Source organism: Pseudomonas sp. MH9.3 (genome assembly GCF_034354675.1).
In the GTDB taxonomy this organism is placed as follows: Bacteria; Pseudomonadota; Gammaproteobacteria; order Pseudomonadales; family Pseudomonadaceae; genus Aquipseudomonas.
Genome location: NZ_CP133785.1, coordinates 3,958,217 through 3,984,069 on the forward strand (window position 1 = coordinate 3,958,217; position 25,853 = coordinate 3,984,069).

At 62.4% G+C, this 25,853-nt stretch carries 21 protein-coding genes; 5 read left to right on the top strand and 16 right to left on the bottom strand.

The window, feature by feature from the left end:
* Window positions 1-8: 8 nt before the first annotated feature.
* The 11 genes from RHM60_RS17585 to RHM60_RS17635 all read right to left on the bottom strand — a co-directional run bounded on the left by RHM60_RS17585 (window position 9) and on the right by RHM60_RS17635 (window position 11,401).
* Window positions 9-653 (bottom strand): methionine ABC transporter permease, encoded by a 645-nt coding sequence (locus tag RHM60_RS17585; protein WP_209987223.1) that lies wholly within the window; start codon window positions 651-653, stop codon window positions 9-11.
* Entirely contained in the window at window positions 643-1,758 is a 1,116-nt protein-coding gene (locus RHM60_RS17590) for a methionine ABC transporter ATP-binding protein (RefSeq protein ID WP_322212341.1), read from the bottom strand. Before RHM60_RS17590 ends, RHM60_RS17585 begins: the two co-directional genes overlap by 11 nt.
* Window positions 1,755-2,570 carry a MetQ/NlpA family ABC transporter substrate-binding protein gene (locus tag RHM60_RS17595; protein WP_322212342.1) on the bottom strand — a complete coding sequence of 272 codons (816 nt, stop codon included), beginning with the start codon at window positions 2,568-2,570 and terminating at the stop codon, window positions 1,755-1,757. Before RHM60_RS17595 ends, RHM60_RS17590 begins: the two co-directional genes overlap by 4 nt.
* A 145-nt stretch (window positions 2,571-2,715) precedes the next feature.
* Window positions 2,716-4,065: an LLM class flavin-dependent oxidoreductase gene (locus RHM60_RS17600; protein ID WP_322212343.1), complete on the bottom strand. Its 1,350-nt coding sequence runs from the start codon at window positions 4,063-4,065 to the stop codon at window positions 2,716-2,718.
* Entirely contained in the window at window positions 4,065-5,258 is a 1,194-nt protein-coding gene (locus RHM60_RS17605; RefSeq protein ID WP_322212344.1) for an SfnB family sulfur acquisition oxidoreductase, read from the bottom strand. The genes RHM60_RS17600 and RHM60_RS17605 overlap by 1 nt, the downstream gene beginning before the upstream one ends.
* A gap of 2 nt (window positions 5,259-5,260) precedes the next feature.
* The gene (locus RHM60_RS17610) at window positions 5,261-6,502 is read right to left on the bottom strand and encodes an SfnB family sulfur acquisition oxidoreductase (protein WP_322212345.1); all 1,242 of its coding nucleotides are present in this window, start codon (window positions 6,500-6,502) and stop codon (window positions 5,261-5,263) included.
* 205 nt (window positions 6,503-6,707) lie between these two features.
* Complete coding sequence (locus RHM60_RS17615; RefSeq protein ID WP_209987241.1) at window positions 6,708-7,466, bottom strand: hypothetical protein; 759 nt, start codon at window positions 7,464-7,466, stop codon at window positions 6,708-6,710.
* A 475-nt stretch (window positions 7,467-7,941) separates the two neighbouring features.
* Window positions 7,942-8,688 carry an L-cystine ABC transporter ATP-binding protein TcyN gene (gene tcyN, locus RHM60_RS17620; protein WP_209987243.1) on the bottom strand — a complete coding sequence of 249 codons (747 nt, stop codon included), beginning with the start codon at window positions 8,686-8,688 and terminating at the stop codon, window positions 7,942-7,944.
* Window positions 8,689-8,691: 3 nt separating this feature from the next.
* Window positions 8,692-9,357 carry a cystine ABC transporter permease gene (gene tcyL / locus RHM60_RS17625; RefSeq protein WP_322212346.1) on the bottom strand — a complete coding sequence of 222 codons (666 nt, stop codon included), beginning with the start codon at window positions 9,355-9,357 and terminating at the stop codon, window positions 8,692-8,694.
* Window positions 9,357-10,151, bottom strand: a complete 795-nt coding sequence (tcyJ, locus tag RHM60_RS17630) for a cystine ABC transporter substrate-binding protein (protein ID WP_209987246.1) — start codon at window positions 10,149-10,151, stop codon at window positions 9,357-9,359. Before tcyJ ends, tcyL begins: the two co-directional genes overlap by 1 nt.
* Before the next feature lie 254 nt (window positions 10,152-10,405).
* Window positions 10,406-11,401 carry a D-cysteine desulfhydrase gene (locus RHM60_RS17635; RefSeq protein WP_231422664.1) on the bottom strand — a complete coding sequence of 332 codons (996 nt, stop codon included), beginning with the start codon at window positions 11,399-11,401 and terminating at the stop codon, window positions 10,406-10,408.
* Between the two features lie 166 nt (window positions 11,402-11,567).
* Between RHM60_RS17635 and epsC the strand changes: the two genes are divergently transcribed.
* From epsC to mgrA, 3 genes are all read left to right on the top strand, one after another.
* Window positions 11,568-12,494: a serine O-acetyltransferase EpsC gene (epsC, locus tag RHM60_RS17640; RefSeq protein WP_057009859.1), complete on the top strand. Its 927-nt coding sequence runs from the start codon at window positions 11,568-11,570 to the stop codon at window positions 12,492-12,494.
* Window positions 12,495-12,841: 347 nt separating this feature from the next.
* The gene (betT, locus tag RHM60_RS17645; RefSeq protein WP_209990611.1) at window positions 12,842-14,803 is read left to right on the top strand and encodes a choline transporter BetT; all 1,962 of its coding nucleotides are present in this window, start codon (window positions 12,842-12,844) and stop codon (window positions 14,801-14,803) included.
* A gap of 109 nt (window positions 14,804-14,912) precedes the next feature.
* Window positions 14,913-15,950, top strand: a complete 1,038-nt coding sequence (gene mgrA, locus RHM60_RS17650) for an L-glyceraldehyde 3-phosphate reductase (RefSeq protein WP_322212347.1) — start codon at window positions 14,913-14,915, stop codon at window positions 15,948-15,950.
* A gap of 250 nt (window positions 15,951-16,200) precedes the next feature.
* Here the strand turns inward: mgrA and tauC are convergent, their stop codons facing one another.
* The 5 genes from tauC to RHM60_RS17675 form a co-directional block, all read right to left on the bottom strand.
* Window positions 16,201-17,037: a taurine ABC transporter permease TauC gene (tauC, locus tag RHM60_RS17655; RefSeq protein WP_322212348.1), complete on the bottom strand. Its 837-nt coding sequence runs from the start codon at window positions 17,035-17,037 to the stop codon at window positions 16,201-16,203.
* Entirely contained in the window at window positions 17,034-17,813 is a 780-nt protein-coding gene (gene tauB, locus RHM60_RS17660; RefSeq protein ID WP_209987268.1) for a taurine ABC transporter ATP-binding subunit, read from the bottom strand. Before tauB ends, tauC begins: the two co-directional genes overlap by 4 nt.
* A gap of 13 nt (window positions 17,814-17,826) precedes the next feature.
* Window positions 17,827-18,804, bottom strand: a complete 978-nt coding sequence (gene tauA, locus RHM60_RS17665) for a taurine ABC transporter substrate-binding protein (RefSeq protein ID WP_322212349.1) — start codon at window positions 18,802-18,804, stop codon at window positions 17,827-17,829.
* Window positions 18,805-19,049: 245 nt separating this feature from the next.
* The gene (gene gshA, locus RHM60_RS17670; protein ID WP_322212350.1) at window positions 19,050-20,633 is read right to left on the bottom strand and encodes a glutamate--cysteine ligase; all 1,584 of its coding nucleotides are present in this window, start codon (window positions 20,631-20,633) and stop codon (window positions 19,050-19,052) included.
* A 291-nt stretch (window positions 20,634-20,924) separates the two neighbouring features.
* A complete protein-coding gene (locus tag RHM60_RS17675; protein ID WP_209987276.1) occupies window positions 20,925-23,261 on the bottom strand; it encodes a Tex family protein in 2,337 nt (778 codons plus the stop codon).
* Window positions 23,262-23,616: 355 nt separating this feature from the next.
* On the opposite strand from RHM60_RS17675, the gene ompR reads away from it, so the two are divergent.
* Window positions 23,617-24,357, top strand: a complete 741-nt coding sequence (gene ompR, locus RHM60_RS17680) for a two-component system response regulator OmpR (protein WP_003213175.1) — start codon at window positions 23,617-23,619, stop codon at window positions 24,355-24,357.
* Window positions 24,358-24,474: 117 nt separating this feature from the next.
* The gene (locus RHM60_RS17685; RefSeq protein WP_057009854.1) at window positions 24,475-25,788 is read left to right on the top strand and encodes an ATP-binding protein; all 1,314 of its coding nucleotides are present in this window, start codon (window positions 24,475-24,477) and stop codon (window positions 25,786-25,788) included.
* Window positions 25,789-25,853: the final 65 nt, after the last annotated feature.

Below are 25,853 nucleotides of genomic sequence, written 5' to 3' on the forward strand. Positions count from 1 at the left end.
ACTATACCTCACCGCTTGTTGAGCACCCGCGCCAACCGGTCCCCACCCAGCTGAATCACCGCCACCAGCACCACCAGCAGCACAATCACCGTGAGCATGATCTGCGTGTCAAAGCGCTGATACCCATAGCGGTAGGCAATGTCGCCCAGGCCACCGGCGCCAATCGCCCCGGCCATGGCCGATGAGTTGATCATCGTCACCAGGGTAATCGTGAACCCGCCGACGATACCCGGCAGCGCCTCCGGCAACAGCACATGGCGGATGATGTGCCAGCGCCGGCAACCCATGGCCTGTGCGGCTTCGATCAGCCCGTGATCGACCTCACGCAGACTCACTTCAGCGATGCGTGCAAAGAACGGCGTGGCGGCGATGGTCAGCGGCACCACGGCCGCCCAGACGCCGTAGGTGGTGCCCACGATCAGGCGGGTGAAGGGGATCAGCGCCACCATCAGGATCAGAAACGGAATCGAACGGAACAGATTGACGAACGCCCCCAGCACGCGGTTCAACGCCGGGGCCTGATAGATGCCGCCCTTGTCGCTGGTCACCAGGAACACCGCCAGCGGAATGCCTACCAGCAAGGCGATCAGCGACGACACGCCAACCATCAACAAGGTGTCGATGGCACCCTGCACCAAACGATCAAACCACATAGCCCAGCACCTCCACCTGTTGCGCCCAGTTCGCGGCGCGGTTGCGCAGTTCTTCGGCGCTATGGGCCGAGCCATTCACCGCCAGTAGCAATTGCCCCAGGGCATGGCCCTGGATCCGTTCCACGCCGCCCTGCAGCAAGCGCACGCGCCCGCCGAGGGCGCTGAACAGCGCGGCCAAGTCCGGTTCGTCGGTGGCGCTGCCGGTGAACTGCAAGCGCAGCACCACAGCCGCGTCAGCCGCTACCCGCGTCGGCTGCAAGCGACTTTGCAGCTCTGGCGCCAAGTCATGCTGCAACGGCGCCAGCAGGGTCTGGCTCACCGCATGTTGCGGGTTGCCAAACACTTGCCACACCGGGCCTTGCTCGACGATTTTGCCGTGTTCGAGCACCACTACGCGGTCGCAGATGTCGCGGATTACCGCCATTTCGTGGGTGATCAGCACAATGGTCAGGCCCAGGCGCCGGTTGATCTCACGCAGCAGGGCGAGGATCGACTGGGTGGTTTCCGGGTCGAGGGCCGAGGTGGCTTCGTCGCACAACAGAATCTCGGGGTCGTGCACCAGCGAACGGGCGATGCCCACGCGCTGCTTTTGCCCGCCGGAGAGTTGCGCCGGGTAGGCCTTGTGCTTGTCCTGCAAACCCACCAGTTCGAGTAGCTCGCGCACCTTTTGCTCGCGCTGCGGCCTGGGGATGCCCGCCACTTTGAGTGGCAATTCGACGTTCTGCCACACGGTCTTGGCCGACATCAGGTTGAAGTGCTGGAAGATCATGCCGATGCGCCTGCGCAGCGCCACCAGGCGGTCTTCGTCGAAGTCGCCGATGTCCACCTGATCGATCAGCACGCGCCCGCTGCTGGGCTGTTCCAGACGATTGATGGTGCGGATCAGCGAGGATTTACCGGCGCCGCTGCGACCGATGATGCCGAACACTTCACCGCGCTGGATCGCCAGGTCGATGCCGTGCAGGGCCTGCACCGTGCCGTCGTAGGTCTTGCCCAGGTTGATGAATCGCACATGGGCGCGGTTCAGTTCAGGGTGCAGTTGGGTCTGTTCGGCGTCCCTGAGCGGTGTGCCCAGGGCGCGAAGTCGGGCATTGGCGGCGCTCATTTTTTACCTTCCCAGCCTACCTGGTAGAGCGTGCCGAGGGATTTATCCAGAGCCGCGCGCACCACCGGCGAGTGTTGGTAAATGTCGACGAACTTGATCACGCGCGGGTCGGTTTTGCTCTTGGGCTGGATCACGAACTGGATCACGTATTCCGGATGGTCCAGGCCGTCGAACAGCAACGCCGACTCGGCATCGAAGGTCTTCGAGAGGCGGATATATGCCGGGTAGCCCTGCACCAGGTCGGCGTCGTCATAGGTGCGCACCAGTTGCACTGCTTCCACTTGCAGGATCTTCAGCTTTTTCGGATTGCTGACGATGTCTTCTTCGGTGGCCTTGTAGCCTACGCCCGGCTTGAGGGTGATCAGCCCGGCCTTGGCCAGCAGTTGCAGGCCACGTCCGCTGTTGATCGGGTCGTTGGCAATCGCCACGCTGGCGCCCTCGGGCAGGTCCGCAATGGCTTTGTATTTTTTCGAATACAGCCCGACGTTGTTGATGATGCCCGGCGCGTACGGCACCAGGTCAAAACCGGCGGCGGCCTTGGCGTTTTCCAGGAAGGGGATGTGCTGGAAGTAGTTCACGTCGATATCGCCGGCGGCCAGGCTGACGTTGGGCGCGATCCAGTCGGTGAATTCCACCAGCTCGACGTTCAGGCCCTGCTTGCCGGCTTCGGCGACGGCGGCTTCCAGAGGAATGGCGAAGGCGGCGGTGGTGCCGACTTTCAGTGGCGCATCGGCGGCGAACACCGACGAGCTGAACACACCGAGGGCAAGGGCCAGTGCTTTGACTGGGTGGGAGAGCAGTGTTTTTTTCATGGTCGATTTCCAGTCATAAGGTGCAGGTGCAAACAATGAAGATCCACTGTGGGAGGGGACTTGCTCCCGATGACGGTGGGTCAGTCACAGGATGGGTTCACTGACACTCCGCTATCGGGAGTAAGCCCCCTCCCACATTTCTAATTCAATGGCGGTAGGTGGAGCCGGTGTGTTGCGCTGGCAGCAGCGCGGTGCCGAACACTTTTTCGCGCAGCGTGCCGGTCTCGTATTCGGTCTTGTACGAACCGCGCTTTTGCAGTTCCGGTATCACCAGGTCGATAAAGTCCACGTAGCTCTCCGGCGTCACAATGCGCGTCAGGTTGAAACCATCCAGCCCGGTTTCGCCGATCCACAATTCCAGTTCATCGGCGACCTGTTCGGGCGAGCCCACCAGGGTGATATAGCGACCGCCCAGGGCGTGCTGCTCCAGTAACTTGCGCCGGGTCCAATCGTTGTTCTGCAGGTTTTTGGTGGCCGACTGGATGGCGTTGCTCTTCACGTACTGGATCGGTTCGTCCAATGCGTATGCGGCAAAATCAATCGCGGTGGACGCGGCGAAATGCGCCACGCCGGCCTCCGCGCTGGCGTAGCTCAGGTACTCGGCGTGCTTGGCCCAGGCCAGTTCCTCGGTGGCGCCGACGATCACATTGAGGCCCATGAACACCTTGATGTCGTGCGCATTGCGCCCGGCCTCCACGGCACTGGCGCGCACCTTGTCCACCTGCACTTTGGTTGCGGCCCTGGTCTGGCCGCTGATGAACACACACTCGGCGTGGCGCCCGGCGAACAGCAGGCCACGGTCCGAACTGCCGGCCTGGAACAACACCGGCGTGCGCTGCGGCGACGGCTCGCACAGGTGATAGCCCTCCACCCGATAGAACTCGCCGTGGTGCTCGACCTTGTGCACCTTGCCCGGCTGCGCGTAGATCCGTTGCGCCGGATCGTTGAGCACGGCGTCGTCTTCCCAACTGCCTTCCCACAGTTTGTAGAGCACCTGCAGGTACTCGTCGGCCTGGTCGTAGCGCCGGTCATGCTCGACCTGCTCAGTCAGGCCCATGGCCTTGGCCGCGCTGTCGAGGTAGCCGGTCACGATGTTCCAGCCCACGCGGCCACGGCTCAGGTGATCCAGCGTCGACATGCGCCGGGCGAACAGGTACGGCGGCTCGTAGGTGAGGTTGGCGGTGAGGCCGAAGCCGAGGTTTCGGGTGACCGCCGCCATCGCCGACACCAGCAGCAACGGGTCGTTGGCCGGCAACTGGATCGACTCCTTGAGCGGCACGTCGACGGAATTCTGGTAGACGTCGTACACGCCGACGATATCGGCGATGAACAAGCCGTCGAACAGACCGCGTTCCAGGGTTTTTGCCAGGTCGGTCCAGTACTCAATGGTTTTGTACTGGGTGGAGGTGTCCCGTGGGTGGGTCCACAGGCCGTGGTTGATATGCCCGATGCAGTTCATGTTGAAGGCATTGAGCAGGATCTTTTTCTTCGCCATCAGAGGGTCCCCCGCAGCGGCGGGTTTTCGTCGTTGAGGTAGTAATTGCCTACTGCGTGATACTTCCAGCGCACCGGGTCATGCAGGGTGTGCACCCGTGCGTTGCGCCAGTGACGGTCCAGTCCATGCTCGGCCAGGGTGGCCTGGCTGCCGGCGAGTTCGAACAGGGTGCTGCCGGCGGCCAGGGAAATCTCCGTGCTCAGGGCGCGCGCTTCGGCCACCGCAATCGAGGCGGCGGCAACCGTCTCGGCATTGCTGTCGGCCTGGGCGCGGTCGAGGAATTCGCCGGCCCGTTCAAGCAGTGCCTCGGCCGCGTGCAGGCGGATGCTCAGGTGGCCGAAGCTCTTCAAGGTCAGTGGGTCTTCGCTGGCTTTGTCGCTGCCGGCGTCGATCCACGGGCGGGTCCTGGTGCGCACAAAGTGCAGCGCATCTTCAAAGGCGGCGCGGGCGATGCCGGTGTCGATGGCGGCGTGAAGGATCTGCGCCAGCGGGCCGACGGTGGTCGGGCGCTCGAAGGCGCTCTGGAAAGAGATGACGTCACGGGCGGCGACCCACACGTTATCGAACACCACCGAGCCGCTGCCGGTGGTGCGCTGGCCGAAGCCGCTCCAGTCATCGATCACGCTGAGACCCTGGCTGTCACGCGGCACAAAGGCCAATTGCTGCACGCCGTGTTCATCCACCACCGAGGTGGGGATGCGCTGGGCGTAAAGTGCGCCGGTTGAGTAAAACTTACGGCCGGTAATACGGAATCCGTCGCCGTCGCGGGTGAGCCGGGTGACGCGATCATGGGCGGTTTTGGTGCCCAGTTCGGCCAGCGCATTGCCGAAGCGCTGGCCGGCCAGTACCTCGGCGTACAGGCGTTGTTGCTGCTCGGGGCTGCCATTCACGCGCAGCACTTGCAGCGCATAGAAGTGGTTTTGCGGAATCTGGCCCAGGGAGGCATCGGCCTGGGCGATCAGTGCAATGACCTTGGCCAGGGTGACGTTGGACACGCCTGCGCCGCCGTATTCGCGGGGCACGCTGATGCCCCACAGGCCCGAGCGCGAAAAAGCATCCAGCTCGGGCAGCGGCAGGCGGCGTTCGCGGTCGCGCAGGGCGCTGTCGCGGCGAAAGTCTTCGGCCAGGTCGCTGGCGATAATCAGGGCGTGCTCGTCGCTGGTGATGACCGCGACGTGATGAGAAAGGGTCATGGTCAAATCCAGGAATGGCGAGCTGGCAGGGTGCCGTTCAGGCGATAGGCACCGACGGCGTGGTACTTCCAGCGTACCGGGTCGTGCAGGGTGTGCACCCGGGCGTTGCGCCAGTGGCGGTCGAAATTGAATTCGGCCAGCGTCGCGCGGCTGCCGGCCAGTTCGAAGAGCTTTTCGCTGACCAGCAACGCCACTTCGGTGGTGAGCACCTTGGCCTCGGCCACCGCGATGGACGCGCGTGCCGCGGACTGCGCGGTGATCGGTGCCGCGCTGACGTCATCCAGCACCCGGCCAGCCTTGCGCAGCAGGGCTTCGGCGGCGTGCAGCTCGATCTTCAGCTTGCCGATATCGGCGATCACGTACAGGTCGTCACTGGCGCGTTCGACCTTGGCGTCGATCCACGGCCGCGAGCGTTCGCGCACGAAGGCGAGGGTGTCGTCGAGCGCCCCCCGGGCGATGCCCGCATCGATGGCGGCCTGGATCAGTTGCGAGACCGCGCCCTGGATATTCGGGCTTTCGCCGATGCGCCAGTTGTCGATGATCAGCTCGGCGTCGACTGCCACCTCGTCCAGCAGCACGGTGCCGCTGGCGGTGGTGCGCTGGCCAAAGCCGGACCAGTCATCGACGATGCGCAGCCCTTCGCTGCCACGGCGCACGAACGCCAGGACCTGTTTGCCGTCATCGTTGAGCGCCTTGATCGCGACCCAGTGCGCAAACAGCGCGCCGGTGGAGTAGAACTTCTGTCCGCTGACCACGTAGCCGTCGCCCTTGGCGGTGATGCGCGCCTTGAGTTCAAGGGTGTTTTTGGTGCCGCGTTCCGGGCCGCCGTTACCGATGCGCCAGCCGTCGAGGACGCTCTGGAACAGCTGCTTCTTCTGGCGTTCGGTGGCGGTGCCCTGCACCAGGTGCAGGATGCCGAAATGGTTCTGCGGGATCTGCCCGAGGGCCGGGTCCGCCGCGCTGATGATGGCGAACACCTCGGCCAGGGTCACGAAGGACACCTGGGGCCCGCCGTATTCGCGGGGAATGGAAATACTGCCCAGACCGCTGCGGGTGAACTGCTCGAGCTGCGCCCACGGTAACTTGCGCTGCTGGTCACGCTTGGCGGCGTGCTGCCGCGCCGCCTGAGCCAGCGTGTGGGCGGCGCTCAGCGCCTCTGCATCGTTGCGCAGCACGGCGGCCGGCAACAGCAGGGGGGCTTCGTCCAGATCACTTTGGGGGGGGGTTGCAGCCACGTTAGGCATCAGCGCCGCTCCTTGGCTGCACGTAATGCCCTGGCGTTATGCACCGGGGTAATTTTGATCATACCGACCTCGCATTCAATGAAATAAAAACAGAAAAATCAGGAATGTCCGGTGGTCCGGTGCATATACCCTAAGCGTGTTAAATATTTAAATAAACTAACTTTTGGGAATATGCATAGAAGGGCGATCACCCAGGTTTGCAGGGTTAGCCGAGCGGACGGGGTTGGTAGACCGGCGTGGTTGTCGCCGGACGGGTGGGCAGCAGCGCTGCAATGCGCACGGTGCGGGTGGGCGCCCAGCGCGAATTGTTGCCGACGCGGTCCAGCACGCAGTAGGTCACGTCCAGCCGGCAGTCATCGCCGCCTTCGACAATCACGCTCGACGGCACCCACACCTGCACGGCCAGGCCGACGCCGCTGGCGGTGATTTTTGGCAGGTCCATGCGCACGTCACCCCAGCGCAGGGTGATCGCATCGCCGCTGCTCATGTTCGGGTAGGGCTCGATGGTCAAGGGAATGCCGCGTTGCACCTGGCGGCTGTTGACACCCTGGCGACGGATCGTCTCGGGCAGGCCAACCGGGGCAAGGTTCTGGTTTTCGTCGCTGTACAGGTTGGGCGGCTGTCCGCCCGGGCAGTCGGTTTTGACGCGTACCTGGGTGGTGGCCGAGCGTGCCGGGCCGTGGCCGATCTGCATGACCTGGTAATGCACGCGCGCGGGGCCATCGAGTACGAAACTTTGCGGGATACGCAGGTGGGTCGGCTGGCCGATGCGGCACGCGGTTATCCGTCGTGAGGCAGCGAAGCAGTTGTTCCAGAACAGCTCGATCAGGTCACCTTCCTCCATGCCGGGGTAGGGGGCGATATCGACCTGCAAGTGGGCGGCGGCGTGGGCATTGATGCCGTTTCCAAGGGCCTGGGGCAGGGTTGGGGCGGTCAACATGGCCGGGGTTGCAGTGCGCGTCATAAGTCATCTCCTTGATGCAGCCAGCAGCGCTCGTTCCGAGCCATTGGCGCGGGTGCGCAAGCGGTCCGAAAGGAACGATTCAGTAAATAGCCGGGATAGGATCCAATCCTCTGGACGTTAGATAAGAGGGTTGGCCAGGGTCAGTCAATGGCGGCAAAAGGCTAAACGGTGTGGCGGTGCAGATTCAGAAGGGTCTGACCGGGAGGGGGATTTTTGCGTGGGCGCGGCGGGGTGTTTTACCGAGAGGAATGTCGACGCGCTGTAGGGTGGGAGGCTGCGTCAATGTGGCGAGCGGGCTTGCCCCGCGTTGGGGTGCGAAGCGCCCCCATCAAGGAACATGCGGTGTACCTGACACTGCGCAGAGGATGGTTTTGGGGCTGCTGCGCAGCCCAACGCGGGGCAAGCCCGCTCGCCACAGCAAGCCTGCTTGCCACAACAAGCCCGCTCGCCAGAGGGATGGGATTGATTGAGCCTGTCAGTGGGCGAGGAATTTGCTCAGGAACTGGCGGGTGCGTTCTTCCCTTGGGTTGGCAAACAGCGCCTTGGCTTCGCCCTGTTCGACGATGACGCCCTTGTCGAAAAAGATCACCCGGTTGGCCACATCGCGGGCAAAGCTCATTTCGTGGGTGACGATGACCAGGGTGCGGTTTTCTTCGGCGAGGCTGCGAATGGTCGCCAACACTTCACCCACCAGTTCGGGGTCGAGGGCCGAGGTAGGTTCGTCGAACAGAATCACCTCCGGTTCCATGGCCAGCGCCCGTGCAATCGCCACACGCTGTTGCTGACCACCGGACAGGCGCCGTGGGTAGGCGTCTTCCTTGCCCGCCAGGCCGACTTTGGCCAATAGCTTGCGACCCAGCTCGGTGGCGGCTTCGCGTGGCATCTTCTTGACCACGATGGGGCCTTCGATGACGTTTTCCAGCGCCGTGCGGTGGGGGAACAGGTTGAAGTTCTGGAACACGAAGCCCACGTGCTGGCGCAGACGTCGCACCAGGCCCTGTTGCTGGTTGAGCGGTTTGCTGCCGTCGATCTCGACGTCGCCCACCTTGATACGGCCGCTGGTGGGTTCTTCGAGGAAATTCAGGCAGCGCAGGAAGGTGGTCTTGCCCGAACCGCTGGGGCCGATGATCGCGACGACTTCGCCGGCCTTGACCTCAAGGTCGATGCCGTTGAGCACCACCTGACCGTTGAATTGTTTGGTCAGCTTTTCAACCACGATCATGTTTCAAGACTCCAGGTCATGCCGGTTGACCCGGTCTTCCAGGCGATTCTGAAAATGCGCCAGGATGCTGGCCAGTATCCAGTAGATCAGCGCAGCGGACAGGTACATGGTGAAGATTTCGAAGGTGCGCGCCGACACCAACTGCGCCTGGCGAAACAGCTCGGGCACCTGGATGGTGGCGGCCAGCGCGGTGTCCTTGACCAGCGAAATAAAGCTGTTGCCCAACGGCGGCAAGGCGGTCCGCATCGCCTGCGGCAGAATGGCCCGGCGCAGGGTCTGCGCGCGGGTCATGCCGATGCTGGCAGCGGCTTCCCACTGGCCCCGCTCGATGGACGCAATGGCGGCCCGCAGGATTTCACAGGCGTAAGCGGCCATGTTCAGCGAAAAGCCGATCATGGCCGCCGGGATCGGATCCAGCTCGATGCCCACTTGCGGCAAGCCGTAGTAGATCAGAAACAGCTGCACCAGCAAGGGCGTGCCGCGAAAGAACGACACGTAGACGCGGGCGGTCCAAATGAGCAGCTTGAAGCGCGACAGGCGCATCAAGGCCAGGCCGAAGCCCAGCAGCAAACCGAAGAACATCCCGCCCAGACTGAGAATGACCGTGTAGTACGCGCCCTTGAGCAGAAAGGGCGCGGAGTCCAGCGCGAGTTGGAAGCCTGCTTCCATTATTGAGTGACGTCAGCGTTGAAGTACTTCTCGGACAGCTTTTTCAAGGTGCCGTCGGCGCGCAGCTTGTCGAGGGCAGTGTTCACGGCGTCGAGCAGTTCAGGCTCGCCTTTGCGCAGGGCAATGCCCGACTCCTGGCGCGAGAACGCATTACCGGCAGCGGCGGTGTCCGGGGCTTTCTTGGCGTATTCCAGCGCAGCCAGACGGTCGATCAGGATTGCGTCGATGCGGCCGATGCGCAGGTCCTGGAACTTGGTCGGGTCATCGTTGTAAGTCTTGATGATGGCTTTGGGTTGGTTGTCCTTGAGCCACTGTTCGTAGTTGGTGCCCAGGCCCACACCGACTTTCTTGCCGGCCAGGTCGTCGGCGGTCTTGATCTCGCCGGCGTTCTTCTTCAGCACCAGCGCCTGGATACCGGAAATGGTGTAGGGCTTGGAGAAATCGTATTTTTTCCTGCGCTCTTCGGAGATGGTCACCTGGTTGACCACGGCGTCCAGGCGTTTGGATTCCAGGGCGGCAAGGATGCCATCCCAGGGTGTGGCCTGCAGCTTGACCTTCACGCCCAGCTCTTTGGCCAGGGCTTCGGACAGCTCCACCTCGAAACCGGTGAGCTTGCCGCTTTCATCGACAAAACTGAACGGCGGGTAGGTGCCTTCCAGGCCGATCTTGATCTCGCCCGCCTTCTTGATGTTGCTCAATTGCTCACCGGCAACGGCCTGGCCAAGCAGACCGGCGCCCAGCGCCAGGCCCAAGGTGCCAACCAGTAATGTGCGACGCAATGCAGAAATAGTCATGAAGAGCCCCTGTGTTTTTATGGTGAGCGAAGCAGGTGACGCAGTGGTCGTATCCTGCCTTAAAGCGCGCGACTATAAGGCCGGTTTTTAAGACTTGAAAATAATATAAATTCAGACTGATATTCTATTTTTGAATATAGAAAGTTTCAAGGTGGGAGGGGGCTTGCTCCCGATCGCGAGGTGTCAGCCAGCTCATCTGTGACTGATACACCGCCTTCGGGAGCAAGTCCCCTCTCACATGGGTCGGTGCGGACTCAGTTAAATACGGAGTCATAGGCAAACAGCGCCGGTGCCCCGCCGGTATGCAGGAAGATAATCGGCCCGTCCTCAAACCGCTGGCGCCCGATGCCGTCCAGCAAGCCAGCCATGGCCTTGCCGGTGTACACCGGGTCCAGCAACAGACCTTCCTGGCTGGCCAAAAGTTTGATCGCCGACAAAGTGCCCGCATTCGGCTCGCCGTAGCGCGGGCCGAAATATTCGTCCCACAGGATCACCTTGAACGCGTCCGGCAGGGCCACGCCCAGCAACTCGGCGGTGCGTTCGGCCAGGCCCTGCACTTTCGGGCGTTGGGCCTCGTCGGTGCGCGACACGGTCACACCCACCACTGGCAGATGGGGCAAGGCTTCGCTCAAGGCCAACGCCAGGCCGCTGTGGGTGCCGGCGCTGCCGGAGGCCAGCACCACGGCAGCGAAGTCGATGCCGCTGGCGTCGATCTGCGCGGCCAGTTCCAGGCCGGCCCGGACATAGCCCAGCGCACCCAGCGCATTGGAGCCGCCGATGGGCACCAGGTACGGCTTCTTGCCATTGCTGCGCAGGCGGTCGGCGAGGGCATTGAGTTGGTCGTCGACGTTATCGAGGTTTTCCACCCGCTCCACTTTGGCGTCGAACAACTCGAGCAGCAGGCGGTTGCCGTTGCCGAGGTAGTTGGGGTCTTCGGTGCCGATGGGGTTTTCCAGCAGCGCGACGCAGCCCAGGCCGAGCCTGGCGGCCAGCGCAGCGGTCTGGCGCACGTGGTTGGACTGGATGGCGCCGGCGGTCACGAGGGTGTCGGCGCCCTGGGCGATGGCATCGGCGGCGAGGTATTCAAGCTTGCGCAGTTTGTTGCCGCCCATGGCCAGCGGCGTGGTGTCGTCGCGCTTGACGTAGACGTCGCGACCCAGCCATGTCGACAGCCGTTCGAGTTTTTCCAGGGCGGTGGCGCCGCCCAGCAGGTCCAGGCGGTTAAAGCGGTCGAGCTGTTGCTTGATCATGGTTGCGCACGGTTGCTGAGGAATGGGCCGACTATAGGCAGGCCCTTTTGCGCAGGCAACCGCCAATCGCTTATAGCCGATAGTGCTTGGCATCACACCATTGGTTCTTAAGGGCGGCCGGGGTGCATACCGTAAAGTGGCGGCCATTACGTCAGGAGTAAAGACCGTGAGTGAGCGTTCCAGTCATTGGCAATTACAGACCATCGTCAGCCAGCTGCGCAGCGCCCGCGATCAGTGGCGCACGCGCAATGGCCGTTTGAGCGGCGAGCATGGCGGGCGTGAACTGCCGTCGCGCGAGGCGGTGGCGCAGATCCTCGAAGCCTTGTGTGGTGCGCTGTTTCCGATGCGCCTGGGGCCGGTGGACCTGCGTGAGGAAAGTGAAGATTTCTACGTCGGCCACACTCTGGATGTCGCGCTGAACGCCTTGCTTGCCCAGGCGCGCCTGGAGCTTCGTTATGCCGCGCGCCAGGGCGGGCAGGACGACAGCCAGATCGATGCCCATGCCATCCGCCTGATCCAGGGTTTCGCCCTGGCCTTGCCATCCCTGCGCAGCCTCTTGGATACCGATGTGCTGGCCGCCTACCACGGCGACCCGGCTGCGCGCAGCGTCGACGAAGTGCTGCTGTGCTACCCCGGCATTCTGGCGGTGATTCACCATCGCCTGGCCCATCACCTGTACCGCGCGGGCTTGCCGTTGCTGGCACGGATCAGCGCAGAAATCGCCCACTCGGCCACCGGCATCGACATCCACCCCGGCGCGCAGATCGGCCCGAGCTTCTTTATCGATCACGGCACGGGTGTGGTGATTGGTGAAACCGCGATCATCGGTGAGCGCGTGCGTATCTACCAGGCGGTGACGCTGGGCGCCAAGCGCTTTCCGGCGGACGAAGACGGACAGTTGCAGAAGGGGCATCCACGGCATCCGATCGTGGAAGACGATGTGGTGATCTATGCCGGGGCGACCATTCTGGGGCGCATCACCATCGGCAAGGGCTCGACCATTGGCGGCAATGTGTGGCTGACGCGCAGCGTGCCGGCGGGGGTGAACATCACTCAGGCCAATCTGCAGCATGAGGATGGCGCGCAAAAATAGCCCCAGCGCCGAACACCTTTCAATTGTGGGAGCTGGCTTGCCAGCTCCCACAGTTTGATCCGTGTCTCACACATGAGCTGTTTATCGCTGAACGTTTTGTGATCCTTATCCGTCATACAAGGCCTTGGCTTGACGTAGGAATTGTCTACCACTCGGCCCTGCGATTAGTCCCCGAACGCCTATTCATGTTTAAATTGAACGCTCGTTCAAGTTAAACCGGTGGTTCGCTGCCCGCTCACAACAGGAGGCTTACCTTTGCTGAGTCCGTTATTTACAGCCACATACCCAACCCTCGGGGTGCATCGTTCATGAGTGCATCGTCCACCCCTTCCAGCGGCCTGGTGCGCATGAATGCGCCCGTTTTCTACTTTGCCGCAACCTTCATTCTGCTGTTTGGCATCACCGTTATCGCGATCCCGCAACAGGCCGGTGCCTGGCTGCTGGCTGCGCAAAACTGGGCGGCCAATACGGTCGGCTGGTACTACATGCTGGCGATGACCCTGTATCTGGTCTTCGTGGTGGTCACCGCGCTATCGGGCTACGGCAAGATAAAGCTCGGTGCCGACCACGACGAGCCCGAATTCAGTTACCTGTCCTGGGCCGGCATGCTGTTCGCCGCAGGCATCAGCATCACGCTGTTCTTCTTTTGCGTGTCCGAGCCGCTGACGCACCTGGTGCAACCGCCCCAGGGCGCGCCGCTGAACGCCGATGCAGCGCGCCAGGCCATGCAGATTCTGTTTCTGCACTGGGGCCTGCATGGTTGGGGCGTGTTTGCCTTTGTCGGCATGGCCCTGGCGTACTTCGCCTACCGGCATAACCTGCCGCTGGCGTTGCGTTCGGCGCTGTACCCGCTGATCGGCAAGCGCATCAACGGCCCCATCGGCTACGCGGTGGACGGCTTCGGCATCATCGCCACGGTGTTCGGCCTGGGAGCCGACATGGGCTTTGGTGTGCTGCACCTCAACTCCGGGTTGGACTACCTGTTCGGCATTGCCCATACGCAGTGGATTCAGGTCGGCCTGATCACCCTGATGATGGGCGCGGCGATTCTTGTGGCCGTGGCCGGCGTCGACAAGGGTGTGCGGGTGATGTCCGACATCAACATGCTGCTGGCCTGTGCGCTGCTGCTGTTCGTGTTGTTCGCCGGTCCCACCCAGCATTTGCTCAACACCCTGATCCAGAACATCGGCGACTACCTCGGCGCCTTGCCGACCAAGAGTTTCGATGTGTACGCCTACGACAAGCCCAGCGACTGGCTGGGCGGTTGGACGGTGTTCTACTGGGCCTGGTGGATCGCGTGGTCGCCGTTCGTGGGCCTGTTCATCGCACGGATTTCCCGTGGCCGTACCATCCGCGAATTCGTGTTCGGTGTGCTGCTGATCCCGCTGGGCTTTACCTTGGCGTGGATGTCGATTTTCGGCAACAGTGCCATCGATCAGGTGCTCAACCACGGCATGACCGCGCTCGGTCAGTCGGCCATCGATGACCCGTCGATGAGCCTGTACCTGCTGCTGGAAACCTATCCGTGGAGCAAGACGGTGATCGCCGTCACGGTGTTTATCAGCTTCGTGTTCTTCGTCACCTCCGCCGACTCCGGCACCGTGGTGCTGTCGACGCTGTCGTCCAAGGGCGGCAACGCCGATGAAGACGGGCCGAAGTGGCTGCGGGTGTTCTGGGGCGCGATGACCGCGCTGGTCACCAGTGCCTTGTTGTTTGCCGGCAGCATCGATTCGCTGAAATCGGCGGTGGTACTCACCTCGTTGCCGTTCTCGATGATTCTGCTGTTGATGATGTGGGGGCTGCACAAGGCGTTCCATCTGGAATCACAAAAGCAGATCGCGCAATTGCATTCGCTGGCGCCGGTGTCGGCTTCACGCAAGGGCAAAGGCGGCTGGCGCCAGCGCTTGAGCCAGGCGGTGCACTTCCCGTCGCGGGACGAGGTATACCGCTTCCTCGAGTCGACGGTGCGCCCGGCGATTGAAGAAGTGACGGCGGTGTTTGTCGAGAAGGGCCTTTCGGTGGTCACCCAGCCGGACCCGGCCAACGACAGCGTCAGCCTCGAGATCGGCCATGGCGAGGAACACCCGTTCATCTACCAGGTGCAGATGCGCGGTTACTTCACACCGTCGTTCGCCCGTGGCGGCATGGGCTCCAAACAGATCAACAACCGTCGCTACTATCGGGCGGAAGTGCACTTGAGCGAGGGCAGCCAGGACTACGATCTGGTGGGCTACACCAAGGAGCAGATCATCAACGACATCCTCGATCAGTACGAGCGGCATTTGCAGTTCCTGCATCTGGTGCGCTGAGCCCTGTGATCGTTCCCACGCTCGGCGTGGGAACGATCATCGGCGCGTCCACTCTGGGAGTAAATTGCTGTAAAAGGGAAACCACACCCAACAGCCCAGAGAGGATTCGATGACGTACATTGCTGCCGAAAACCGCTATGAATCTATCCCGTATCGCCGCACAGGCCGCAGTGGCCTGGTGCTGCCCGCCCTGTCCCTGGGGCTGTGGCACAACTTTGGCGACAGCACCCCGATCGACACTCAGCGCGCCCTGCTGCGCACCGCGTTCGACCTGGGGATCAACCACTTCGACCTGGCCAACAACTATGGCCCGCCCTATGGCAGTGCCGAGATCAACTTCGGCCGTCTGCTGCGCGAAGACTTCAAGCACTACCGCGACGAACTGATCATCTCCAGCAAGGCCGGTTGGGACATGTGGCCCGGCCCATACGGCCAGGGCGGCGGCTCGCGCAAATACGTGCTGGCCAGTCTCGATCAGAGCCTGCAGCGCATGGGGCTCGACTACGTGGATATTTTCTACTCGCACCGTTTCGATGCCGACACGCCGCTGGAAGAAACCGCCAGCGCCCTGGCCACTGCCGTGCAGCAGGGCAAGGCGTTGTATATCGGTATTTCGTCGTACTCCGGGGTGAAAACCCGTGAAATGGCAGCGCTGCTCAAAGAATGGAAAGTGCCACTGCTGATTCACCAGCCGGCCTACAACCTGCTCAATCGCTGGGTGGAGAAAGACCTGCTCGACGCCACCGAAGAACTCGGCGTCGGCGTGATCGCGTTCACACCACTGGCCCAGGGTCTGCTCACCGACAAGTACCTCAATGGCGTGCCGGCCGACGCACGGGTCAACCGCCCGGGCGGTGGTTCGCTGCAGGCGGGGCATCTGTCCGAAGCCAACCTCGCCCACGTGCGCGCCCTCAACGAAATCGCCCAGCGACGCGGCCAAAGCCTGGCCCAACTGGCATTGGCCTGGACGTTGCGTGACCCACGGGTGACCAGCGCACTGATCGGCGCAAGCCGGCCGGAGCAGATCACTGAGAACGTTGGGGCGTTGAAAAATCTGAGCTTCAGCGCAGAGGAACTGGCGCAGATTGATCGATTTGCGCAGGAAGGCGGGATCAACCTGTGGGAAAAGCCTTCCAGCGCTGAATAAGTAGCGAGCGCGCTTATTGTGGCAAGCGGCCTTACTGTGGCGAGCGGGCTTGCCCCGCGTTGGGGCGCGAAGCGCCCCCAATCAAGCAAAACGCGGTGTACCTGATACGGCTCAGCGTCTGGTTTTGGGGCTGCTGCGCAGCCCAACGCAGGACAAGCCTGCTCGCCACAGGGAATCTGCGCTTAACTGAAAGGCATTAGGGCAAGCCTGCTCGCCACAGGGATGTGGTTGCCTGAAATGGCGCGTGCATTCAGCGTGCCTGCCCATGCCACGGCACCCATTTGCGCTGCAGGGCGCGCAGGCCCATTTCCATGGCGAATGCGATCACGGCGATCACCAGGATGCCCAGCACCACCACGTCGGTGACCAGGAACTGCGCCGCCGACTGCACCATGAAACCCAGGCCGCTAGTGGCCGCGATCAGCTCGGCCGCAACCAACGTCGACCAGCCAACCCCCAGGCCGATGCGCAGGCCGGTGAGGATGTCGGGCAGGGCGCTCGGCAGGATCACATGGCGAATCAGCTGGGCACGCGTCGCCCCCAACGACTGCGCGGCCCGCAGCTTGGCCGGGTCAACGGTGCGCACGCCGGTCGCCGTAGCGATGGCGATCGGTGCAAAGATCGCCAGGTAAATCAGCAGCACTTTGGACAGCTCGCCGATGCCGCACCAGATCACGATCAATGGCAGGTAGGCCAGCGGCGGGATTGGACGGTAAAACTCGATCAGCGGGTCGAGGATGCCACGCGCAATGCGGTTCGAACCGATGGCAATCCCCACCGGAACGGCGGTCAGCACGGCAAAGCCCAGGCCCAGGCCGATACGACTGAGGCTCGCGCTTAGGTGCTGCCACAAGGTGGAATCCATATAGCCCGTGGTCGCCAGCAGCCAGCCTTTTTGCAGCACGGCGGAGGGTGGCGGCAGGAACAGCGGCTCGATCAGGCCGGTGGCGGTCACGGCCCACCAGATCGCCAGCAAGGCGACCAGCGTGAGCAGGCTGATCCAGCGCGTGCTCAAGCTGCGGCGCACCGGGATAACCGCGTGTGCCACCGGCTTGGCGGCGCTGGCGGGTAGTTCATAGCTGCTCATGCGCTCACCTGCCGTTGCGAAAAGACTTTGCCCAGCACGTGTTCGCGGGTTTCGATAAAGCGCGGGTCGGACTTGATCGCCCGCGCCGACTCACCGGCGGCGTAGCGTTGGCCGAAGTCCAGGTGCAGGCGTTCGACGATCTGGCCGGGGTTGGGCGCCAGCAGGATCAAGTCAGTGGCGAGAAATACCGCTTCTTCGATGTCGTGGGTAATCAGGAAGACCGGCTTGGCCGTGCGCCGCCAGACTTGCAGCAGCAGCTCCTGCATCTGTTCGCGGGTAAAGGCATCGAGGGCACCGAAGGGTTCGTCCATCAGTAACACGCGTGGGTCGGCGGCCAGGGCGCGGGCCAGGCCGACGCGTTGCTTCTGGCCGCCTGAAAGCTGCCAGATACGCCGGCTGTCGAACCCCGCCAGGTCGACCAGCGCGAGCATTTCCCGGGCGCGGATTTCACGTTGCGCCCTGGGCACACCAGCCAGCTCCAGGCCGAAGCCGACGTTGGCCAACACGTCCTGCCAGGGCAGCAGGGCGTCGTCCTGGAACACCACGCCACGTTCGGCGCTCGGGCCTTGGACCGGCACGCCATCGAGGCTGATGCGCCCTGCAGACGGTTCGACAAAGCCGGCAATCAGGTTCAACAGCGAAGTTTTGCCACTGCCGGACGGGCCGAGGGCCACCAGCAATTGCTGGGGCCCAAGCTCGAGTGAAATGTCAGACAGTACCGGTTCTGTGGCGCCTGGGTACTGTGCGCTGATGCGCTCCAGCTTGAGCAAGGTCATCGCACTGAATTCCTTATTGAGTGATGAACCTGGTGCTGACATAAGGCGCGTAGTCCGGCAGCACGGCGTCGACCTTGCCCTGTTCCTTGAGGAACGCAGCGGTGTCGGTGATAGCCTTGGTGGTCGGTGCGCCCAGCAGGGTTACCTGGTCGGCGGCCAGCGGGTAGAGGTTGCCTTGCAGCAGCAGTGGGATGTCACTGGCTTTGGCGCCGGAGAGCTTTACCAGTTTGTCGACGTTGCCTTTGTCGGCTAGCCACGCTTGCGGGTCCTTGCGGTACGCGGCGTAGGCATCCAGGGTGACCTTGACGAAAGCCGTGACGATTTCCGGGTGCTTCTCGGCAAAATCCTTACGCACGATCCACGCATCGAAGGTCGGCGCGCCGAACTTGGCCAGCTCGCCGGAGGTAATCAGCACCTTGCCGTTTTCCTTGGCCACGCCCAGGGCCGGGTCCCACACGTAGGTGGCGTCGATATCGCCACGCTTCCAGGCCGCGATAATGGCCGGCGGTGCGAGGTTGAGGATGGTGACTTTCGACGGGTCGATGTTCCAGTGCTTCAACGCGGCCAGCAGGCTGTAGTGGCCGGTGGACACGAACGGCACGGCGACTTTCTTGCCGATCAGGTCCTGCGGGCGGTTGATCCCCGCACCGTTGCGCGCTACCAGGGCTTCGGCACCGCCGATCTGGGTGGCGACGAGGAAGGTTTCCACCGGAACCTTGCGCGTGATCGCAGCGGTCAGTGGGCTGGAACCGAGGTAGCCGATCTGCACGTCGCCGGAAGCGAGGGCGGCGATGATATCGGCACCATTGTCGAATTTGCGCCAGTCGATTTTGGCGTTGGTGGCTTTTTCATAAGCGCCGTCGGCCTGGGCGACTTTGGCCGGGTCGACGGTGGTCTGGTAAGCGATGGTCACATCCGCCGCCTGGGCAAACAGGCTGGCACCGGCCAGGGACAATGCGGCCAGGAGGCGCAGAGGGGTCAGCAGTTTCAAGGGGGAAGCTCCTCAATCAGGCGGCCGGAGGTCGGCGTGTGAGGAGACTAAATGATCTAAGAATCCGAAAATAAATAACGTTTTCGAATTAGCTTATTAGAAGAGAAGCGAACGCCAATCTTCAGTCTGGTGCAGGCAAATGTGGGAGGGGCTTGCCCCCGATGGCGGTGGATCAGTCAGCTTATCTGTAGCTGACCCACAGCTATCGGGGGCAAGCCCCCTCCCACAGTGGACAGAGTAGGTCCTTAATTACTGATGGCGAGGATGCTCGCCTGGTACGACCCGACAAACACATCGAAGTCGCCCACTTCGGTTTGCTCCAGCTCCGCCTGTTGCGCCAGCGACTTGCGCGCCAGTTCTTCAAAGCGCGCCTGTTCGTCAGCTGCCAGCGGCTCCTTGCGGAAATACTCGGCATGCAACTGGCTCTGGTGCAGGGAGAACTGCGCAAAGCTCTCTTTGCGCTCGGCCATCGCTGCCAGTACCTGGGCCGACGGGGTCAGCGACGGGTCCTGGATTTTCGCCAACTGGGCATCCAGTGCCTGGCTGTGTTCGCTGACGCCGTGGCTCTCGTCGAGCAGGGCGGCCAGCGGCGCGATCTGTTCCAGCAGCTCGGTGGCCCATTGCTTCATGTCCACCGCCGCGCCATCGCGCTGCAGCTCCAGGCCCGGACGACGACCCTCCTTGACCACGCTGAGGAAGTTGGAGGTGGCGTTGCCGCATTCGTTGTTGGCGAACAGCGGGCTGTCGTTGAGTGCGCAATACAGCAGGAACGCGTCGAGAAAGCGCGATTCCGGCAGGTCGATGCCCATTGGCAGGAACGGGTTGATGTCCAGGCAGCGTACTTCGATGTACTGGATGCCACGGGCCACCAGCGCCTGGATCGGCCGCTCGCCGGTGTAGGTCACGCGCTTGGGGCGGATGTTGGAGTAGTACTCGTTTTCGATCTGCAGGATGTTGGTGTTGAGCTGCACCCACTCACCGTCCTTGTGCGTGCCGACTTCGACGTACGGCGCGTAGGGCGTTGCCACCGCTTCGCGCAGGCTGTCGGTGTAGCTGCTCAAGTCGTTGTAGCACGGCGTGAGACCGGCCTGGGCGTTGCTCTGGTAACCCAGGTCGCTCATGCGCAGGCTGGTGGCATAGGGCAGGTACAGCGTGTCGGCGTCCAGCACTTCGAGCTGGTGCGAGCGCCCGCGCAGAAACCCGGCGTCCAGGGCCGGCGAGGCACCGAACAGGTACATCAGCAGCCAGCTGTAACGGCGGAAGTTGCGGATCAGCGCGATGTAGGCCGTGGACTGATAGTCACGCTCGGTGCCGACAAAGCCCTCGGTGTCCTTGAGCAGCGGCCACAGCTGTTCCGGCAGGGAAAAGTTGTAGTGGATACCGGCGATGCACTGCATGGTCTTGCCGTAACGCAGGGCCAGACCCTTGCGGTACACGTACTTGAGCTGTCCGATGTTGGAGGTGCCGTAATAGGCAATCGGAATGTCTTCCTCGGCCGGCAACGGGCACGGCATCGACGGGCTCCACAGGTATTCACTGCCGAGCTTGGTGTAGGCAAAGCGGTGGATCCTGTCCAGGCTGCTCAAGGTATCGGCCGGGTTGGGCAGCGCCGGGGTGATGAACTCCAGCAGCGATTCCGAGTAGTCGGTGGTGATCAATTCGTTGGTCAGTGCAGCGCCCAGAGCTTCGGGGTGCGGCGTTTGCGCCAGGCGACCCTCACCGGTGACGCGCAGGCATTCCCGCTCGATGCCGTGCAAGCATTGCTCCAGCAGGGAGAGGTGTTCGCGCTTGCCGAGCAGGGCCAGGCGGCGGTTGAGAAGTTCGCTCAAGTTGGATTCCTTCACGCGTCAGTCGCCCCAATATGGGGGTGGGCAGGACGGTCTACAAGGGTGAAGTGGAAACTGGCGTTATCGCCTGGTTTTGAGTCGAGATGACCCGCATTGAAAAAGCCTCCTTCACTCCATGAATTGGGCTACAGCGCATCAAGAAAATTCCGACGCTGTGATTGCAGCGCCGAAATTAACTCAAATCGAGGGTGGGGAGCTATAGGGCAGCGAAGGTGCCCTGCGCTTTTACAACATGTTTTGCATGCAGTTACCTACAAGACGTTGATTTGACCCTCAGCGCTTTTTCAACTGCTTGGCGTTGGCGAACAGCGACGCCATGGCGTTGTTGGCTGGCGCTGCCGTCGCGGTTTCCTTGCGCGGTTGGCTGTTTTCCGAGCGGTTCTGCGACTGACGCGGTGCCGAACCCGGGCGTGCGCCACGGGCACCGTCGACTTTCTCGCCGGGGGTATCGCTCATGCGCATCGACAGGCCCACGCGTTTGCGCGGGATATCGACTTCCATGACCTTGACCTTGACCACGTCACCGGCCTTGACCGCTTCGCGCGGGTCCTTGATGAATTTCTCCGACAGCGCGGAGATATGCACCAGGCCGTCCTGATGTACACCAATGTCCACGAACGCGCCGAAGTTGGTCACGTTGGTCACCACGCCTTCGAGGATCATGCCCGGTTGCAGGTCCTTGAGGTCCTCGACGCCGTCCTGGAACTCGGCGGTCTTGAACTCGGGACGCGGGTCTCGGCCGGGTTTTTCCAGCTCTTGCAGGATGTCGGTGATGGTCGGCACGCCGAAGGTTTCGTCGGTGTATTTCTTCGGGTCCAGGCGCTTGAGGAACGCGGCGTCGCCAATCAGCGAGCGAATATCGCGATCGGTTTCGGCGGCGATGCGTTGCACCAGTGGGTAGGCTTCCGGGTGGACGGCGGACGAATCCAGCGGGTTGTCGCCATTCATCACGCGCAGGAAGCCGGCGGCCTGTTCGAAGGTTTTTTCACCCAGGCGTGCGACTTTTTTCAGCGCGGCGCGGGTCTTGAACGCGCCGTTTTCGTCGCGGTGAGTCACGATATTTTGTGCCAGGGTGGTGTTCAGGCCGGAGATACGCGCCAACAGCGCGACCGAGGCAGTGTTCACATCCACGCCGACCTTGTTCACACAGTCTTCCACCACCGCATCCAGGCCACGCGCCAGTTTCAGCTGCGACACGTCGTGCTGGTACTGGCCGACACCGATGGATTTGGGGTCGATTTTCACCAGTTCGGCCAGCGGATCCTGCAGGCGACGGGCGATGGACACTGCGCCTCGGATCGACACGTCGAGGTCCGGGAATTCCCTGGACGCCAGTTCCGACGCCGAGTACACCGAAGCGCCGGCCTCGGAGACCATGACCTTGGTCATCTTCATCGCTGGGTATTTTTTGATCAGTTCGGCGGCCAGCTTGTCGGTCTCACGGCTGGCGGTACCGTTGCCGATGGCGATCAGGTCCACCGAGTGCTTGGCGCACAGGGCGGCCAGGATTGCGAGGGTCTGGTCCCACTTGTTATGCGGAACGTGGGGGTACACGGTGGCGTGGTCCAGCAGCTTGCCGGTGGCGTCGACGACCGCGACCTTGCAACCGGTGCGCAGGCCGGGGTCCAGGCCCAGGGTGGCGCGCGGGCCGGCGGGGGCGGCCAGCAGCAGGTCGTGCAGGTTGTGGGCGAACACGTTGATCGCTTCGGTTTCGGCGCCGTCACGCAGTTCGCCCAGCAGGTCGGTTTCCAGGTGGGTGTAGAGCTTGACCTTCCAGGTCCAGCGCACGACTTCACCGAGCCACTTGTCCGCAGGACGGTTCTGATTCTGGATGCCGAATTGTTGCCCGATCATGCCTTCGCACGGGTGCATGGTGCCCGGCAGTTCGTCGCCGACTTTGAGCGCCGAGCTCAGAATGCCTTCGTTGCGCCCGCGGAAAATCGCCAGCGCACGGTGGGACGGCATGCTCTTGAGCGGTTCGTCGTGCTCGAAGTAATCGCGGAACTTGGCGCCTTCTTCCTCTTTGCCGGCGATGACGCGCGCGCTGAGCACGGCTTCCTGCTTGAGGTAGTTGCGCAGTTTTTCCAGCAGGTTGGCGTTTTCGGCGAAGCGCTCCATGAGGATGTATTTGGCGCCTTCGAGGGCGGCCTTGACGTCGGCAACGCCCTTGTCGGCATCGATGAAGCGTGCGGCTTCGGTTTCCGGGCTTAGCGACGGGTCGTTGAACAGGCCATCGGCCAGCTCGCCAAGGCCGGCTTCCAGGGCGATCTGGCCCTTGGTGCGGCGCTTTTGCTTGTAGGGCAGGTAGAGGTCTTCGAGGCGGGTCTTGGTGTCGGCGAGCTTGATGTCGCGTTCGAGTTGCGGGGTGAGCTTGCCCTGTTCCTCGATGCTGGCGAGGATGCTGATACGCCGTTCGTCGAGTTCTCGCAGGTAGCGCAGGCGTTCTTCCAGGTGCCGAAGCTGGATATCGTCGAGGCTGCCGGTCACTTCCTTACGGTAGCGGGCGATGAAAGGCACCGTGGAGCCTTCATCCAGTAGAGCGACGGCCGCTTCGACCTGTTGGGGGCGTACGCCGAGTTCTTCGGCGATGCGGCTGTTGATGCTGTCCATAAAACCACCTGAAATTCTGAAAAGCAGCTCGCGGGCCCGCAGAACAAGGCCCGGAAAGACTGGTTGAGCGGCCCGACCGGCACCGCTGCCTGGGTCAAGAGGCAGCCAATTGACCCTCGAAATCGAAAAAGTCGCGTCAAGCGGGTAAAAAAAGCCGGCAGTAAACGGAAACGATCTGACGTTGCTCTGCAAGACGGCGCCGCATTATAACCAGCGTTCTGTCCTTGAGGGGTACTGCGCCAGTGGTTGTAGGACGCAGGTCTGCTGGTGGTCGAGGAAAAATCTGCTAACAATGCACACGGTGCGTATAACGGCAGCTAGGCCATAATGCGCGCCGAGATAAGAGGAGCATCCAATGAGCAGCACTGCACAAACTGCTGAAGGCGAAAAAATTCTCATCGTTGACGACGATCCGGGGCTGAGCAGCCTGCTGGAGCGCTTCTTCAACTCCAAGGGCTACCGTGCCCGCGCGGTGCCGAACACCGAGCAGATGGACCGTCTGCTGGGGCGCGAAGTATTCAACCTGGTCGTACTTGACCTGATGCTGCCCGGCGAAGACGGCCTCACCGCCTGCAAACGCCTGCGTGGCGCGAACAACCAGATTCCGATCATCATGCTCACCGCCAAGGGCGATGAGCTGAGTCGCATCAAGGGCCTTGAACTGGGCGCTGATGATTACCTGGCCAAGCCGTTCAACCCTGACGAACTGATGGCCCGGGTCAAGGCCGTATTGCGTCGCCAGGCAGCCCCGGTACCGGGCGCGCCAGGCAGCGAAGACGAAAGCGTTACCTTTGGCGACTACGAGCTGTCGCTGGCGACCCGTGAACTCAAGCGTGGCGACGAAGTACACATGCTCACCACCGGCGAGTTCGCGGTACTCAAGGCCCTGGTGATGAACGCACGCCAGCCGCTGACCCGCGACAAGCTGATGAACCTGGCCCGTGGTCGGGAATGGGACGCGCTGGAGCGCTCCATCGACGTGCAGATATCCCGTCTGCGCCGGATGATCGAGCCGGACCCGTCCAAGCCTCGCTATATCCAGACAGTCTGGGGTGTGGGTTACGTGTTTGTGCCGGATGGCACAGCGACCAAGTGACCGATGACTTGCAGGTACGGGTATCCCGGCGTTTGACCCCTTGAGGGTCGACGGGATGCTCGGCGTCTGCAATTCTGCGAGCGCTGCTTTTTCCTGCCAGGTGTCCAGCTGTCTTTTATGAAAACCCCATTGTGGTTCCCACAAAGTTTCTTCTCGCGCACCCTTTGGCTGGTGTTGATCGTCGTTCTGTTTTCCAAGGCACTCACACTGGTTTATCTGCTGATGAACGAGGACGTGCTGGTGGACCGGCAATACAGCCACGGCGTCGCGCTGACGCTGCGTGCCTATTGGGCGGCCGACCCCGAAAACCGCGAGAAGATCGCCAAGGCCGCCACGCTGGTGCGTGTTGCCGGTGCAGGCGTGCCGGAGGGTGAGCAGCATTGGCCCTACAGCGAAATCTATCAGCGCCAGATGCAGGCCGAGCTCGGTGAAGACACCGAGGTGCGCTTGCGCATGCATGTGTCGCCTGCCTTGTGGGTGCGTGCGCCGAGTCTGGGTGAAGACTGGCTGAAAGTGCCGCTGTATCCGCACCCGTTGCGCGGCCAGAAGATCTGGAACGTGCTTGGCTGGTTTCTGGCGATCGGTTTGCTCTCCACCGCCTCCGCGTGGATTTTTGTGCGTCAGCTCAACCAGCCGCTTAAGCGCCTGGTATTCGCCGCCCGCCAACTCGGCCAGGGACGCAGTGTGCGGCTACCGGTGAGTGACACACCCAGCGAAATGACCGAGGTGTACGGTGCGTTCAACCAGATGGCGGAAGACGTCGAACAGGCCGGGCGCGAGCGGGAACTGATGCTGGCGGGGGTGTCCCATGACCTGCGAACGCCGCTGACGCGCTTGCGGCTGTCGCTGGAATTGATGGGCAATCACAGCGACCTGACGGACGACATGGTTCGCGACATCGAGGACATGGATGCGATTCTGGATCAGTTTCTGGCGTTTATCCGCGACGGCCGTGATGAACTGGTTGAAGAAGTCGACCTGACGGACCTGGTACGTGAAGTCGTGGCGCCCTACAACCAGAACGGCGAACAGGTGCGCACGCGCCTGGAGCCGATCCAGCCGTTTGCTTTGCGCAGGGTTTCGATGAAGCGCCTGCTGAACAATCTGATCGGCAACGCCTTGCACCATGCCGGTTCCGATGTGGAGGTGGCGGCCTATGTGTCCGGGGACAGTACGGCACCCTATGTGGTGCTGAGCGTGATGGACCGTGGCGCCGGTATCGATCCCGCCGAACTGGAAGGCATTTTCAACCCCTTCACCCGTGGTGACCGTGCCCGTGGCGGCAAAGGCACGGGGCTGGGACTGGCGATTGTGCGGCGGATTGCGTCGATGCATGGCGGCAATGTTGAACTGCGCAACCGTGAGGACGGTGGGTTGGAGGCGCGGGTGCGCTTGCCGCTTGGTTTGATGCTGCCCCGAGATGCGGTCTAACCAACAACACTCATTGAAACGTGGGAGGGGGCTTGCTCCCGATAGCGATGTCTCAGTCAAAAATG

Coding starts and splice junctions, on each gene's coding strand:
- RHM60_RS17585 (WP_209987223.1), bottom strand. CDS start 653: ATGTGGTTTGATCGTTTGGTGCAGGGTGCCATCGACACCTTGTTGATG.
- RHM60_RS17590 (WP_322212341.1), bottom strand. CDS start 1,758: ATGAGCGCCGCCAATGCCCGACTTCGCGCCCTGGGCACACCGCTCAGG.
- RHM60_RS17595 (WP_322212342.1), bottom strand. CDS start 2,570: ATGAAAAAAACACTGCTCTCCCACCCAGTCAAAGCACTGGCCCTTGCC.
- RHM60_RS17600 (WP_322212343.1), bottom strand. CDS start 4,065: ATGGCGAAGAAAAAGATCCTGCTCAATGCCTTCAACATGAACTGCATC.
- RHM60_RS17605 (WP_322212344.1), bottom strand. CDS start 5,258: ATGACCCTTTCTCATCACGTCGCGGTCATCACCAGCGACGAGCACGCC.
- RHM60_RS17610 (WP_322212345.1), bottom strand. CDS start 6,502: ATGCCTAACGTGGCTGCAACCCCCCCCCAAAGTGATCTGGACGAAGCC.
- RHM60_RS17615 (WP_209987241.1), bottom strand. CDS start 7,466: ATGACGCGCACTGCAACCCCGGCCATGTTGACCGCCCCAACCCTGCCC.
- tcyN (WP_209987243.1), bottom strand. CDS start 8,688: ATGATCGTGGTTGAAAAGCTGACCAAACAATTCAACGGTCAGGTGGTG.
- tcyL (WP_322212346.1), bottom strand. CDS start 9,357: ATGGAAGCAGGCTTCCAACTCGCGCTGGACTCCGCGCCCTTTCTGCTC.
- tcyJ (WP_209987246.1), bottom strand. CDS start 10,151: ATGACTATTTCTGCATTGCGTCGCACATTACTGGTTGGCACCTTGGGC.
- RHM60_RS17635 (WP_231422664.1), bottom strand. CDS start 11,401: ATGATCAAGCAACAGCTCGACCGCTTTAACCGCCTGGACCTGCTGGGC.
- betT (WP_209990611.1), top strand. CDS start 12,842: ATGAATGCGCCCGTTTTCTACTTTGCCGCAACCTTCATTCTGCTGTTT.
- mgrA (WP_322212347.1), top strand. CDS start 14,913: ATGACGTACATTGCTGCCGAAAACCGCTATGAATCTATCCCGTATCGC.
- tauC (WP_322212348.1), bottom strand. CDS start 17,037: ATGAGCAGCTATGAACTACCCGCCAGCGCCGCCAAGCCGGTGGCACAC.
- tauB (WP_209987268.1), bottom strand. CDS start 17,813: ATGACCTTGCTCAAGCTGGAGCGCATCAGCGCACAGTACCCAGGCGCC.
- RHM60_RS17675 (WP_209987276.1), bottom strand. CDS start 23,261: ATGGACAGCATCAACAGCCGCATCGCCGAAGAACTCGGCGTACGCCCC.
- ompR (WP_003213175.1), top strand. CDS start 23,617: ATGAGCAGCACTGCACAAACTGCTGAAGGCGAAAAAATTCTCATCGTT.
- RHM60_RS17685 (WP_057009854.1), top strand. CDS start 24,475: ATGAAAACCCCATTGTGGTTCCCACAAAGTTTCTTCTCGCGCACCCTT.